The 13,856-nt window shown below is 63.3% G+C and carries 10 protein-coding genes; 5 read left to right on the top strand and 5 right to left on the bottom strand.

Translation table 11 applies throughout. The features are described 5' to 3' along the window. Positions 1 to 88: 88 nt before the first annotated feature. The gene (locus tag HNO82_RS13175) at positions 89 to 1,093 is read right to left on the bottom strand and encodes a glucokinase (RefSeq protein WP_175344027.1); all 1,005 of its coding nucleotides are present in this window, start codon (positions 1,091 to 1,093) and stop codon (positions 89 to 91) included. A 172-nt stretch (positions 1,094 to 1,265) separates the two neighbouring features. After that, positions 1,266 to 3,077, bottom strand: a complete 1,812-nt coding sequence (locus HNO82_RS13170; RefSeq protein WP_175344026.1) for a tetratricopeptide repeat protein — start codon at positions 3,075 to 3,077, stop codon at positions 1,266 to 1,268. Between the two features lie 283 nt (positions 3,078 to 3,360). Here HNO82_RS13170 and HNO82_RS13165 point away from each other — a divergent pair, with 283 nt between their 5' ends. Both HNO82_RS13165 and HNO82_RS13160 read left to right on the top strand, forming a co-directional pair. Beyond that, positions 3,361 to 4,044, top strand: a complete 684-nt coding sequence (locus tag HNO82_RS13165) for a fumarylacetoacetate hydrolase family protein (protein ID WP_008331332.1) — start codon at positions 3,361 to 3,363, stop codon at positions 4,042 to 4,044. A 325-nt stretch (positions 4,045 to 4,369) separates the two neighbouring features. Then, positions 4,370 to 5,824, top strand: coding sequence for a DEAD/DEAH box helicase (locus tag HNO82_RS13160; protein ID WP_175344025.1), 1,455 nt, complete (start codon positions 4,370 to 4,372; stop codon positions 5,822 to 5,824). 24 nt (positions 5,825 to 5,848) lie between these two features. Here the strand turns inward: HNO82_RS13160 and gluQRS are convergent, their stop codons facing one another. Both gluQRS and HNO82_RS13150 read right to left on the bottom strand, forming a co-directional pair. Continuing rightward, positions 5,849 to 6,742 carry a tRNA glutamyl-Q(34) synthetase GluQRS gene (gluQRS, locus tag HNO82_RS13155; RefSeq protein ID WP_175344024.1) on the bottom strand — a complete coding sequence of 298 codons (894 nt, stop codon included), beginning with the start codon at positions 6,740 to 6,742 and terminating at the stop codon, positions 5,849 to 5,851. Next, positions 6,739 to 7,677: a LysR family transcriptional regulator gene (locus HNO82_RS13150; protein WP_175344023.1), complete on the bottom strand. Its 939-nt coding sequence runs from the start codon at positions 7,675 to 7,677 to the stop codon at positions 6,739 to 6,741. Before HNO82_RS13150 ends, gluQRS begins: the two co-directional genes overlap by 4 nt. A gap of 149 nt (positions 7,678 to 7,826) precedes the next feature. On the opposite strand from HNO82_RS13150, the gene HNO82_RS13145 reads away from it, so the two are divergent. Both HNO82_RS13145 and HNO82_RS13140 read left to right on the top strand, forming a co-directional pair. Beyond that, the gene (locus tag HNO82_RS13145; RefSeq protein ID WP_008331323.1) at positions 7,827 to 8,528 is read left to right on the top strand and encodes a pirin family protein; all 702 of its coding nucleotides are present in this window, start codon (positions 7,827 to 7,829) and stop codon (positions 8,526 to 8,528) included. A 100-nt stretch (positions 8,529 to 8,628) separates the two neighbouring features. Further along, complete coding sequence (locus HNO82_RS13140) at positions 8,629 to 9,204, top strand: flavodoxin family protein (RefSeq protein WP_008331321.1); 576 nt, start codon at positions 8,629 to 8,631, stop codon at positions 9,202 to 9,204. An 85-nt stretch (positions 9,205 to 9,289) separates the two neighbouring features. Here HNO82_RS13140 and HNO82_RS13135 read toward each other — a convergent pair whose 3' ends face one another. Then, entirely contained in the window at positions 9,290 to 10,171 is an 882-nt protein-coding gene (locus HNO82_RS13135; protein WP_175344022.1) for a sulfurtransferase, read from the bottom strand. 219 nt (positions 10,172 to 10,390) lie between these two features. Between HNO82_RS13135 and dnaE the strand changes: the two genes are divergently transcribed. Beyond that, complete coding sequence (gene dnaE / locus HNO82_RS13130; protein ID WP_175344021.1) at positions 10,391 to 13,849, top strand: DNA polymerase III subunit alpha; 3,459 nt, start codon at positions 10,391 to 10,393, stop codon at positions 13,847 to 13,849. Positions 13,850 to 13,856: the final 7 nt, after the last annotated feature.

Below are 13,856 nucleotides of genomic sequence, written 5' to 3'. Positions count from 1 at the left end.
CTATTGCCGTCTCGCGCGATGCCATAAAAAAGGCTGACGCGAATCTGCCGCATCAGCCTCCTGCAAAACCTCGCAGCGCTACCTGTTCTTACTCGTACGGATCCAGCCGGTCGGCCAGGATCGCTGACACGCCCGTGAAGGCCGGATATTGCGCCGTGATCACATAAGTCGGAATGGCCTTGGTCAGCACGGACATGCGGCCCTTGTTCTCGAAGCGTGCGCGGAAGGCCGAACGCGCGAAGTATTCGCCCAGGTGCGGTACCACGCCGCCACCAATATAGATGCCGCCAAGTGCACCCAGCGTCAGCGCCAGATCGGCTGCAACGGTACCGAGCATGCTGCAGAACAGGTCCAGCGTTTCCAGGCAGACCGCGTCGCCTTGCTTGAGTGCGCCGTCCACGATTCCGGCGGCCTTCAGTTCGGCAGCCGGATGACCATCGATGGCCAGCAGTGCACGATGGATGAGTTCGAGCCCGGGCCCCGAGACCAGGCGTTCAGCCGACACGTGCTCATGAAACTGCCAGGCATAGGCCAGCACAGCCGCTTCACGCGCATTGGCCGGGGCGAAGGCGACGTGACCGCCTTCGCTGGCCAGCGGCAGCCAGTGGCCGTCGCCGCGCACCAGTCCGCCCACGCCCAGTCCCGTCCCGGCGCCCACCAGCCCGACCGGCTGGCCCACCTTGGGCGCGCCGCCACCGATCTGCTGCAACTCATCAGCGCGCAGTTGCGGCACCGCCATGGACAGTGCCGTGAAGTCATTGACCACCAGTAGCAGATCAAAGCCCAGCAACTGGCGCGCCGCTTCGATGGAGAAGGCCCAGTCATGGTTGGTCATCTTGATCTGGTCGCCCTGCACCGGGTTGGCAATGGCCACCGCCGCGTGCTTGACGGCGGGCTGGCCCGCCAGCTCCAGATAGGCCTGCACGGCATCGGTGAATTGCGGATAGTCGGCACCGCGCAGGACCTGCACTTGTTCTAGATGGCCGGGTGAAGTTTCCAGCGCGAAACGGGCATTGGTGCCACCAATGTCGGACAGCAGGCGCGGACCGGCGGCGTGGGGAGACTTGCTCGGGGAGAGGGTGGGGGCTTGCATCGTCTTGTCCTTGTTTTCTTCATGCCGGCAGGCGGCAGGGCGCTGGGCGGTGCCGCCTGTCACAGTGTCAGAGAGATCGGGCCGCAGCTGCGTTACAGGGTATGAGGCGAGCCGGCGCGCCAGGTTCCGACGGAAGAGCGGGTCATCCGTATCGGCGCGCATGGTAACAGCATCAGGCCAACTGTTGTAGCAGGGCGCTGCGGACCTCGGCGATGACCTCGCTCCAGTCGCCGGTCTGGCGCTGGCGGAACAGGCGCATGGTCGGATACCAGGGGGTATCGCTGCGTTCCAGCTGCCAGCGCCAGCAGGTATTGGCGCGGTTGAGCAGCCAGACTGGCTTGCCCAGGGCGCCCGCCAGGTGGCAGACGGCGGTATCGACGCTGATGAGCAGGTCGAGATTGGCGAGCAGGCCGGAGGTGTCGGCAAAGTCATGCAATGCGCCGGCACAATCCTGCACCTGGCTGGCCAGCGGATGGGCATGCAGCTGCTCCAGCGCGGCCTGGCCCACCTGCAAGGAATAGAACTCCAGTTGCGCATGCTCATGCGCCAGTTCCACCAACGGTGCCAGTGCCGAGAAGGGCAGCGAACGTTCGCTGTCGATCCGTACCGCATCCGGGTGGGTCTGGGCCGAGCTACCTGCCCAGACCAGGCCGACCCGCAGGGCGCGGTTGTGCGGCAGACGCTGCAGCCAGGCTGCCCAGGCTTCCGACTCGGGCAGCAGATAGGGCGCACGCGGTATGTCGGCTTCGCTGAAGGACTTGCAGGCCAGCGGCAAGCTCATCAGCGGGCAGTGATAGTCGAACGCGGGACGCGTGTCCTGGTCGCTGCCGATGACTTCGGCCGCCCCCGGTACCCCGGCCAGCAGGCGCTTGAGCGCGGGTTGCACTTCGAGGATGACGCGGGCGCCGAGACCGGCCACCCGCGGCAGGTAGCGCACGAACTGCAGGGTGTCGCCAAAGCCTTGTTCGGCGTGGATCAGGATGGTCTTGCCTCGCAGCGGTTGCAGTCCGAGCCAGAGCGGCTCCAGGAACTGACGTACCTGCGTACGCATCTGCGCGGTCTTCCAGCGGGATTCATAGGCCGGCCAGCCTTTGGCGAACTCACCCAGGCGCAGTTTCAGGAGGGCTTCGTTCCACTGAGCCGAATGGCTCTCGGGGCTGAGTTCGCGCGCCCGCTGATAGGATTGGCTGGCCTCGCTGAAACGCGAGAGTTGTTCCAGCGTCGATGCCCGGTTGAACCACAGGTCCGGGGAGCTGTCGCTGAGCGCCAGGGCGCGGTCGTAGGCTTCCAGCGCTTCCTCCGGACGCTGCATCTTGAACAGGACGAAGCCCCGGTTGGACTGGGCTTCGAAAAAGTCGGGCTGCACCGCCAGCGCACGGTCAAAGGCCCGCAGGGCCTCCTCGAACTGGTAGCTGTCCTTGCAGGCATTGCCCAGGTTGAACCAGGCCTCGATGAAATCGGGGCGCAGCGCGACCGCGCGTTCATAGCTGGCGCGCGCATCGCGATAGCTGTAGAGCTCGTGCTGGAGATTGCCCAGCTGGAACCAGGCATCGGCATGGTCCGGCACCAGCCGCACCGCTTGCTGCAGATCCTCCAGTGCTTCCCGGTTCAGATCGAGCCGACGCAAGGCGGCGCCCCGCGCCAGCAGGGCATCGGCGAAAGCCGGGTTCTGCGTCAGAATCTGGTTGTAGCGCTCCACTGCCTCGGCATCTCGGCCCAAATGGACCAGGGCCCCGGCGTGATCGAAATAGGTATCGGGATGGTCGGGATTGAGTTCGATCGCCTTGGCCAGTTGCGCCTCGGCGGCTTCCCACTCTTCCTGGTGCAGCTTGAGCATGCCGTACAGATAATTGGCCTCGAAATGGCGTGGCAGCTTCGCCAGCACCTTCTTGTAGAGGTCTTCCGCTGGCGCCAGCTGGCCTTTCTGGTGGAGTGCCAGGGCTTTTTGCAACAGGATGAGAGAAGCGTTGGCTTGCGGGTGCATGGATCGAGTCGAGATGAGGAGAAAGTGCCGGCAGCGCCGACAAGTGGCAAGTGTCCCAAATTCGCCGGCTTTCTGCTGGCGGATTACCGGGGCAATCGCCCTCCAATTGCGGGCTATGGCGGGTCGTCGGGTAGGAGAGAGAGGCCGGGTGAGCTGCAAGCGGGGCCAGCGCTTTTCTTTTACACTACCGGGACATCAGACAACTGATGCGCTCGCCAAGCCGGCCATGACCGGTTCTTCATCCACCGCATGCAGCTGCATGCGCCACCACGGAGTTTTCCTGATGAGTTTCGCCATTCCCGCCCCCGCCCAGGCCACCGTTGCGGTGGTCGGCGGTGCGCCGTTCCCGGTTCGCCGCATCTATTGCGTAGGTCGCAACTATGCCGCCCATGCCCGCGAGATGGGGCATGACCCTGACCGCGAGCCGCCGTTCTTCTTCATGAAGCCGGCTGACGCCGTCGTGCCGACCGATGCCGTGGTGCCGTATCCGGCGGCGACGGCGGACTATCATCATGAGATCGAACTGGTGGTGGCACTGTCCGGCGGAGGGCGCGATATCCCTGTGGAGAAGGCGCTGGAACTGGTCTATGGCTACGCCGTCGGCCTGGACATGACCCGTCGCGACCTGCAGGCGCAGGCCAAGAAACTGGGGCGCCCCTGGGACATGGCCAAGGGTTTCGACCAGTCCGCACCTTGTGCGCCCATCGTGCCGGTGGCCCAGTGCGGGCATCCGGACAAGGGTGCCGTCTGGCTCAAGGTCAACGGCGAGGTACGTCAGCAGGGCGATCTCTCGGACCTGATCTGGAACGTGGCCGAGACCATTTCCTATTTGTCCGGCCTGGTCGAGCTGTTCCCCGGCGACCTGATCTACACCGGTACCCCCGAAGGCGTGGGTGCGGTGATCAAGGGTGACCAGTTGCAAGGGCATGTGGACGGCTTGCCGGACATCAACATCACCATCGGCTGAACACCCTGGAGGTGAGGGCGCTGCGGCTTCTTCGCAGCGCTGCACAGGCCCTCGGTACCGGGCGGAAACCAAACTGTCATGAAGCCGGCGGCGATGCGGCGTATAATACGGAGTTCCGCAAGGAATTCCGGGCATTGCAAGTCGTCCGCCCGGTCAGCATCGTTTTTGGCGTTTGCATCATCCGAAGCGCCCGGCTGCGCAGCAATTGGCCGGTTCGCCCGTAACACTTCAACACAGAAAGCAATCAGAACCCGTGCGCATGCACCCCATGCACCGGAGCCGCCTGGCGGCTGCCGCGGCGCTGTCGCACCGTTCGCAATAAACCATGTCCGACACCACGTCCGCGTCCGCAGCACCGGCTGCACCTGCCGTCCGCTTTGAAGATTTCGGCCTCTCGCCCGATATTCTGAAGGCCTTGTCCGAACAAGGCTACGTCCATCCGACTCCGATCCAGGCCCAGGCCATTCCAGTGGTGCTGCAAGGCCGGGACGTGATGGGCGCAGCCCAGACCGGCACCGGCAAGACCGCCGGTTTCTCCCTGCCGATCATCCAGCGCCTGCTGGCGCATGCCAGCCACAGCGCTTCCCCCGCCCGTCATCCGGTGCGCGCCCTGATCCTGACCCCGACCCGCGAGCTGGCCGACCAGGTGGCCGAGAATGTGAAGGCTTATTCCCGCTTCACCTCGCTGCGCTCCACCGTGGTCTTCGGCGGCGTCGACATGGCACCCCAGACCGCCACCCTGCGTGCCGGTGTGGAAATCGTCATCGCCACCCCGGGCCGCTTGCTGGACCACGTGCAGCAGAAGACGGTCAACCTGTCGCAGACCCAGATCCTGGTCATGGATGAAGCCGACCGCATGCTGGACATGGGCTTCCTGCCGGATCTGCAGCGCATCATCAACCTGTTGCCCAAGCAGCGGCAGAACCTGCTGTTCTCGGCCACCTTCTCGCCCGAGATCAAGAAGCTGGCCGCCAGCTTCCAGAACAATCCGGTGACCATCGAAGTCGCGCGCAGCAATGCCACGGCAGAAAACGTCAGCCAGACCATCTACAAAGTCGAGGAGGCGGCCAAGGCCGATGCTGTGAGCTTCATCATTCGCCAGCGCGAACTGAAGCAAGTGATCGTCTTTTCCAATACCAAGATCGGTGCCTCGCGCCTGGCGCGCACATTGGTGGCCGAAGGTGTGAAGGCTTCTGCCATCCATGGCGACAAGACCCAGTCCGAGCGCATGGCGGCGCTGGAGTCCTTCAAGCAGGGGCAGATCGAGGTCCTGGTGGCCACCGACGTGGCCGCCCGTGGCCTGGACATTGCCGAACTGCCTTGCGTCATCAACTACGATCTGCCCTACAACGCCGAAGACTATGTGCACCGTATTGGCCGTACCGGTCGCGCGGGCGCTTCGGGTGACGCCATCTCGCTGTTCTGCGACAAGGATGAACGCCTGCTGGTCGATATCGAAAAGCTGATCAAGAAGAAGTTTGAGCGCGCCGAACTGGTCGGCTTTGCCCCGCGTGCCCGTCACGAACGTGGCGAGCGTAGCGAACGCGGTGAGCGCGGTGAACGTCCCGAGCGTGGTGAACGCAGTGAACGTGGTGAGCGCAGCCGCAGCAGTCGCGAAGGTGGCGCACCGGTGGCCCGGCGCGAGAAGGTTGATCCGTGGTTCCTCAAGCCATACGAACCCAGTACCACCGAAACCGTCTCCACCAAGCCGGAGCTGGCGAAGAACAACCGTCCCAAGCCCAAAGTTGCGGCCTTGCTGGGCGGCATCCCCAAGCGCTGATGCGGACATCGGGCCTGGCGTCGATCATGCGCTTGCGCCCGGACCGAAACGCGCTCCCCAGCCGGTGAGCGCCAGGGTCCAGAATCCTTCCCTGTCACGGGCTGCGCCCGTGTCCAGTCCAAGAAAGGCCGCCGCCTGCTGCAAGGCTTGCAGCGGCTGGCCCAGGTCCAGCGCCTGGGCACCGTTCTGCTTGGAAAACTTTTCTCCCGACGCATTCATCAACAGCGGCACGTGCAGGTAGCGCGGCGTCGCATAGCCCAGCAGTCCCTGCAGGTAGATCTGCCGTGCCGTCGAGTCCAGCAGGTCGGCGCCGCGCACGATGTCGGTGACGCCCTGTTCGGCATCATCGACCACTACCGCCAGTTGGTAGGCCCAGAAGCCATCAGCCCGCTGCAGCACGAAATCCCCGACTTCCGAGGCCAGGTGCTGGACCTGCGGCCCCAGCCAGCGGTCCGTGAATTGCACCCGTTCGCCGGGCTGGCCGGCATCGGGTACGCGCAGCCGCAGCGTGCGTGGCGTCTTGCCGGGGGCCAATCCGTGGCGGCAGGTGCCGGGATAGAGCGCGGCACCATCACTGGCCGTGCCCACCCTGGAATCCGCGATTTCCTTGCGGCTGCAGCCGCAGGGGTAGGCCAGCGATCCCAGGCGCTCGCGCGCAAGCTGGTAGCGTGCCTTGCGCTGGCTCTGTACCAGGACCGGTCCATCCGAGTGCATATCCAACGCCGCCAGTGTGGCGACGATGTCGTCGGCCGCGCCGGGCACGGTGCGGGTCTCATCGATGTCCTCGATGCGCAGCAGCCAGCGTCCAGCGTGTACACGCGCATCCAGGTAGCTGGCCAGCGCCGCCACCAGCGAGCCCGCATGCAGCGGACCGGAAGGCGAGGGCGCGAAGCGGCCGACATAGGCATGACCGCTCACATCTGCTCCCGCAGGGGGATCGGTCCGATCAATGATTGCCTTACATGCGGCTGTGCCAGGTACTGGATGAACCATTTGAGCGACTTGCCCTGCTCGGCCTTGGGCCAGGCCACCATGAAGTTGTCGTTGGGTTTGGCCGCCAGGGTCTGCTTTTCCACCAGAGCGCCGGTGGCGAGGTAGGGCGCGGCCCAGATGCGCGGCAGATGGCCGCAACCGAGACCGGCCAGCTGGGCCTGCAGCTTGTCGGCCACGGTGGCCACCGTCAGCGTTTCCTGGCCCGACAGCAGGCCCATGGTCAGTGTCGGCAGGGACTGGCTGTTGTCGCCCACGGCAATGGCCCGGTGGCTGCGCACCAGCTCTGCTGACAAGGGTTCGTCGGCGGCCGCCAGCGGGTGCGTCGGCGCCACTGCAAACACCCAGTCCACCGCGCCCAGCTCCTGCATCTGGAAGCGCCCGCTGGTGCGCACCACTTCGGGCCCGTCCAGCGTGACCCCGATGACCAGGTTGGCACGGCCTTCGATGAGCTTTTCCCAGGCGCCGGTCAGCACACCGGGCGTGAAGCGCAGCCGTGTGCCGGACTCTTCGCGGTCGAAGGCTTCGATGACCGGCAGCATCTTCTCGAAGGGAATCAGACTGTTGAGCACGATGTGCAATTCGGTCTCGCGTCCGGTGGCGGTGCGCTTGACACGCTGCTCCAGATCGCTGGCGGCCAGCAAAAGGTGTCGGCCTTCCTGCAACAATTGCAGGCCGGCCGGTGTCAACTGGGCCCGGTGGCCGCGACGGTCGAACAGCAGCACATCGAGGTCATCCTCCAGCTTGCGCACGCTGTAGGTCAGGGCCGAGGGCACCCGGTCCAGGGCCACGGCGGCCGCGGCAAAGCTGCCCTTGCGGTCGATCATGTCGAGGATCAGCAGGGATTCCAGGGTGAGGTTCACGTCGAGCTCCGCTTGTTTAAATTTTTTGAATGAACACTACGGATTTTAGACCTTATCTGCGAAAAAGTTAGCCTCTATAGTGACGCCATCGACAAACATTTTGACCAAATCAATTCCGGTTTGGTCCCACTCAAGAAAGAGGTGTTGACATGATGGAACTTCGCAAAGCGAACGATCGTGGCCACGCCAACCACGGTTGGCTGGATTCGTATCACAGCTTTTCCTTCGCGGACTACCATGATCCCAAGCACATGGGCTTCGGTCCGCTGCGGGTGATCAACGAGGACCGCGTGGCCGCAGGGCAGGGTTTTGGTACCCATGGCCACCGTGACATGGAGATCATTTCCTATGTGCTCGAAGGTGAACTTGCGCACAAGGACAGCATGGGCAATGGCAGCGTGATCCGTCCCGGTGACGTGCAGCGCATGAGTGCCGGCACCGGCGTACGCCATTCGGAGTACAACCATTCGCAGGACGGCACCACGCATTTCCTGCAGATCTGGATCATGCCTGACCGAGCCGGGGCCGAGCCGGGCTACCAGGAAGCGCACTTCTCGGCCGCTGACAAGGACGGCAAGCTGCGTCTGGTGGCCTCGCGCGATGGCCGTGACGGTTCGGTCAGCATGAACCAGGATGCCCAACTGTACGCCGGCCTGTTCGATGGCGCACAAACGGCCGGGTACACCCTGCCGCCAGGCCGCCTGGGCTATGTACATGTGGCTCGCGGCAAGGTCAGCGTCAATGGCCAGGCGCTGCAAGCCGGCGACGCCGTGAAATTCAGTGCGGTCGACCGCATTGACATCAGCGGCGGCGAGAAGGCTGAAGTGCTTTTGTTCGATCTGCCGCGCTGAGCATTTCAGCGCAGGCAGGGTTGCAGTAGCAAGCCCGCCGGTACCGATCACACCGGCGGTTTTTTCGCGTCACTTCACTCTCTAGAGAAGGAATTTTGTCATGACCAAAGTTGCCATCGTTTACCACTCCGGCTACGGCCACACCAAGAAGCAGGCCGAAGCCGTGCAGGCTGGCGCGGCCGGCGTTGCCGGCGCCGATGTCGAGCTGATCGCCATCAGTGCCGAAGGCACCATCACCGATGCACAGTGGGCCAGCCTGGATGCGGCCGATGCCATCATCTTCGGTTCGCCGACCTACATGGGCACGGTCTCCTGGCAGTTCAAGAAGTTCGCCGACGCCTCCTCCAAGCCCTGGTTCAGCCAGAAGTGGAAGGACAAGGTCGGTGCCGCCTTCACCAACTCGGCCACCATGAACGGCGACAAGCTCTCGACCCTGCATTACCTGTTCACGCTGGGCATGCAGCACAGCATGATCTGGGTCGGCACCGGCCTGATGCCCGCCAACAGCAAGGCTGCCCAGCGCAATGACATCAACTTCGTCGGTTCCTTCTCGGGCCTGATGGCGCAAAGCCCGTCGGACTCCTCGCCGGAAGAAGGCCCGCTGCCGGGCGACCTGGAAACAGCCAAGCTGTTCGGTGCGCGCGTGGTGGAAACGGCGGCCAAGTTCAAGAAATAAGATTCATTGTCTGCATTGCAATTCTGAAGATGTAAAAAAGCCGACCTCGCGGGGTCGGCTTTTTCGTTGCCGGGCAGGGCAGCGGTCAGGCGGCGGCAGAACTGGCTTGCTGCGCTGCGTGCTGCCTGGGCGCGCAATGGGGACAGGACTTGCCCGGCACGTAATCCGGCGAGAGCTGTTCACGCGGGGTGACCACGGCGCGGCAGGCGAAGCATTGGGCGGTCTGGGTTTCCTTCAACTCCGGGCTCAGGGCAGTGCGATAGTCGAAAACGAAGCAGTCGCCGTTGTAATGGGCACCGCCGACATCCTCGAAATACTTCAGGATGCCGCCTTCGAGCTGGTAGACATGGTCATAGCCGATGTTCTGCATATGAATCGCAGCCTTTTCGCAACGAATGCCGCCAGTGCAGAAGGTGACCACGGTCTTGCCTTCGAAATCGGCCTTGTGCTCCTCGATCACCTGCGGGAATTCGGTGAACTTGCTGATGCGGTAGTCCACCGTGTTGTCAAACGTACCCACATCGACCTCGAAGCCATTGCGGGTATCCACCATCACCACCGGACGACCTTCGTCGTCGTGCCCCTGGTCCAGCCAGCGCTTGAGTTCCCTGGCTTCCACGAAAGGCGCACGACCCAGCTCAGGCTTGATCAGCGGATGCTTCATGGTGATGATCTCAGCCTTCAGTTTCACCAGCATGCGGGTGAAGGGCTGCTTCTCGGAATAGCTTTCCTTGACCGTCAGGTCGGTAAATCGCGCATCGGCGCGCAACCAGGCCAGGAAGGTATCGATTTCATGGCGCAGGCCGGCCAGGAAGAGGTTGATGCCTTCCGGGCTCAGGATCACGGTGCCACGAAGATTGTTCTTCTGGCAAATTTCCAGGAAAGCCGGACGCTTTTCAGCGGTGTCATCGAAGCTGATGAACTTGTAGGCGGCGATGTTGACGTAGGGGGTCTGCGGGGACTGCATGATGGCGTACTCAACTGTAAGTCTTTGAATCGTCAGCATTATAACCGTGCACCCCGGATGGCCGCAGTTATTTGGCGTACGCCTTGAGCTTCTCTGATGCAGATCAAGGCGGACGGTCGCTTGACCCGGATTGGGTTTGTGTAAAGTCTTCATATTTCTCACAAATCGAGATCAAACGGAATCGGTCAGGATCGCAAGCTCCGGTAAAATGGCTACCCTATGACTACCCCGCAATTTGTACACCTCCGTATGCACTCGGAGTACTCCATCGTCGATGGGCTGGTGCGTATCGACGATATCGTCAAGGCCGCCGCCAAGGATGGACAGGCCGCCCTGGCGGTGACCGACCTCGCCAACCTGTTCTGCATGGTGCGTTTCTACAAGGAAGCGCGCGGCAAGGGCGTCAAGCCCATCGCCGGCTGCGACCTGTGGATCACCAACGACGCCGACCGCGAAAAGCCCTTCCGGTTGCTGGTCCTGATCAAGAGTCGTCATGGCTACCTGCAACTGTGTGAAGTATTGTCCCAGGCCTGGCTGAGCAACCAATACAAGGGCCGCGCCGAAGTGCGCATGGAATGGCTGGAGGCGCTGCGCCACCAGGACGGCGGCAACGGCTTGATCGCCCTGTCCGGGGCCGGCATGGGCGACATTGGCCAGGCCATCGACAACGGCAACCTGGCCCAGGCTGAAGCCTGCGCGCGCCGCTGGGCCGAGATTTTCCCCGGCGCCTTCTATCTGGAACTGCAACGCGCCGGCCAGGCCAACATGGAACTGCAGGTGCGCCAGAGCGTGGCCCTGGGTGCCAAGCTGGGCTTGCCGTGCGTGGCTACGCATCCGATCCAGTTCCAGAGCCCTGAAGAATTCATCGCCCACGAAGCCCGCACCTGCATCGCCGAGGGCGAGATCATGGCCAATGCGCGCCGCGTGCGCCGCTTCAACGAGCAGCAATACTTCAAGTCGCAGGCCGAGATGGCCGAGCTGTTCGCCGACCTGCCGGGTGCGATTGCCAATACGGTGGAAATCGCCAAGCGCTGCAACCTGGTGCTGCAACTGGGCAAGCCGCAACTGCCGGACTTCCCCACGCCGGACGGCATGAGCATCGACGATTTCCTGGTGGCCCAGACCAAGGCCGGCCTGGAAGTGCGCCTGAAGGAGCTGTTCCCCGACGAAGCCGAACGCGAGAAGCAGCGGCCCCGTTACGAGGCGCGCCTGGAGTTCGAGAACAACACCATCATCAAGATGAAGTTCCCGGGCTACTTCCTGATCGTGGCCGACTTCATCCAGTGGGCCAAGAACAATGGCGTGCCGGTCGGCCCCGGCCGGGGCTCGGGTGCCGGTTCACTGGTGGCGTATTGCCTGTTGATTACCGACCTGGACCCGCTGCGCTACAACCTGCTGTTCGAACGTTTCCTGAACCCGGAACGCGTCTCGATGCCCGACTTCGACATCGACTTCTGCCAGGAAGGCCGCGATCGCGTCATCCAGTATGTGAAGGATCGTTACGGCAAGGAGGCGGTTTCGCAGATCGCCACCTTCGGTACCATGGCCGCCAAGGGCGCGGTGCGCGACGTGGGTCGCGTGCTGGACCTGGGCTACAACTTCTGTGACGGCATCTCCAAGCTGATTCCCTTCAAGCCGGGCAAGCTGGTCACGTTGGCCGACGCCATCGAGGAGGAGCCGCTCCTGAAGGAGCGGCTGGAGAACGAGGAAGAGGTCAAGCAGTTGATGGGCCTGGCCCAGCAGGTCGAAGGCATCGCCCGCAACATTGGCATGCACGCCGGTGGCGTGCTGATCGCGCCCGGCAAGCTGACCGATTTCTGCCCGCTTTACACCCAGGGCGGCGATTCCGGTGTGGTCTCGCAATACGACAAGGACGACGTGGAAGCCGTCGGCCTGGTGAAGTTCGACTTCTTGGGCTTGACCACGCTGACCATCCTTGACCGTGCGGTACGCTACATCCGCATGCTCGATCCGGCCATGGCCGATTTCGATCTGGCCAAGTTGCCGCTGGATGACCGGCCGTCCTATGAGCTGCTGACCAAGGCCAAGACGGTGGCCGTGTTCCAGCTGGAAAGCCGCGGCATGCAAGGCATGTTGAAGGATGCGCGGCCCGACCGCTTCGAGGACATCATCGCCCTGGTGGCGCTGTATCGTCCGGGCCCGATGGACCTGATCCCCGACTTCTGCAAGCGCAAGCACGGCGAAGCCTTCGACTATCCTGACCCGCGTACCGAGGGCATCCTCTCCGAGACCTACGGCATCATGGTCTACCAGGAGCAGGTGATGCAGATGGCGCAGGTGATCGGCGGCTACTCGCTGGGCGGCGCCGACTTGCTGCGCCGGGCGATGGGCAAGAAGAAGGCCGAGGAAATGGCCAAGCACCGTGAACTGTTCCGCGAAGGCGCGGCCAAGAACGGGCTGGACCAGGCCAAGGCCGACGAGATCTTCGACTTGATGGAAAAGTTCGCCGGCTACGGCTTCAACAAGTCGCACGCGGCCGCCTATGCGCTGCTGTCCTACTACACCGCCTACCTGAAGGCGCATCACCCCGCCGCGTTCATGGCCGCCAACTTGTCGCTGGCCATGGAAGATACGGACAAGGTCAAGATCCTGATCGAGGATGCGATCGACATCTGCAAGCTGGCCATCCTGCCGCCGGACATCAACAAGTCCGACTACCGCTTCATGCCGGTGGGCGAGCCGGGCAAGAAGGCCACCCAGATCCGCTATGGCCTGGGTGCCGTCAAGGGTGCCGGGCAGAACGCCATCGAAGCCATCCTGGAGGCGCGCAAGAGCGGCCCCTTCAAGGACCTGTTCGACTTCGCCAAGCGGGTGGACAAGAAGCAGATCAATCGTCGTACTATCGATTCGCTGATTCGCGCCGGTGCCTTCGACTGCTTCAAGGTCGACCGCGCGATTTTGCAGGCCTCGGTCAACCTGGCCTGGGAAAGTGCCGAGCAGGCCGAGAAATCGGCCAACCAGGTCAGCCTATTCGGCGGTGACGACAGCGACCTGGAAGCGCCGCTGGAATACGTGCAGGTACCGCCCTGGAGCGACAAGCAGCGCCTGACCGAAGAGAAGGGCGCCTTGGGCTTCTATCTCTCCGGCCATCTGTTCTCGGCCTACGAAAAGGAAGTGCGCCGCTTCGTGCGCACCAAGATCGCCAGCCTGGAACCCTCGTGGGAGCCGCGCAGCCTGGCCGGCATCATCACCGGGGTGCGGGTGCAGATGACCCAGCGCGGCAAGCTGGTGATCTGCACGCTCGACGATGGCACGGGCGTGATCGAAGCCACGATCTACAACGAACTCTTCGAGCCCTTCAAGCATCTCATCAAGGAAGACGAATTGCTGGTGGTCTCGGGCAAGGTGTCGGAAGACCGTTTCAATGGCGGCCTGCGGGTGGCCGCCGACAAGGTCATGGACCTGGGCGCGGCGCGCATCCAGTATGGCGTGCGCATGGTGGTGTCGCTCAACAAGGCGATCGACCCGAATCACCTGCGCGATACGCTGGCTGCGCATCGCCAGGAGCAGGGCCTGCCCTTCGTGATGAAGTATCGCCAGGCCGATGCGGCCTGCGAAGTCGTGCTGGGCGATGCCTGGCGCGTCAATCCTAGCGACAGTCTGCAGTCGACGCTGGTGGCGTCGTTTGGCAAGGAAGCCGTCGTCGTCGAATACTGAAATCGAT

Origin of the sequence: Herbaspirillum sp. C9C3, from assembly GCF_013359625.1 — a bacterium.
In the GTDB taxonomy this organism is placed as follows: domain Bacteria; phylum Pseudomonadota; class Gammaproteobacteria; order Burkholderiales; family Burkholderiaceae_D; genus Herbaspirillum.
This window is presented reverse-complemented; position numbering and strand designations above follow the sequence as displayed.

Bases quoted from the DNA above. Each gene is read 5' to 3' on its own strand.
- HNO82_RS13140 (WP_008331321.1), top strand. From the start codon at position 8,629: ATGACCAAAGTTGCCATCGTTTACCACTCCGGCTACGGCCACACCAAG.
- HNO82_RS13170 (WP_175344026.1), bottom strand. From the start codon at position 3,077: ATGCACCCGCAAGCCAACGCTTCTCTCATCCTGTTGCAAAAAGCCCTG.
- HNO82_RS13160 (WP_175344025.1), top strand. From the start codon at position 4,370: ATGTCCGACACCACGTCCGCGTCCGCAGCACCGGCTGCACCTGCCGTC.
- HNO82_RS13135 (WP_175344022.1), bottom strand. From the start codon at position 10,171: ATGCAGTCCCCGCAGACCCCCTACGTCAACATCGCCGCCTACAAGTTC.
- HNO82_RS13175 (WP_175344027.1), bottom strand. From the start codon at position 1,093: ATGCAAGCCCCCACCCTCTCCCCGAGCAAGTCTCCCCACGCCGCCGGT.
- HNO82_RS13165 (WP_008331332.1), top strand. From the start codon at position 3,361: ATGAGTTTCGCCATTCCCGCCCCCGCCCAGGCCACCGTTGCGGTGGTC.
- HNO82_RS13145 (WP_008331323.1), top strand. From the start codon at position 7,827: ATGATGGAACTTCGCAAAGCGAACGATCGTGGCCACGCCAACCACGGT.
- dnaE (WP_175344021.1), top strand. From the start codon at position 10,391: ATGACTACCCCGCAATTTGTACACCTCCGTATGCACTCGGAGTACTCC.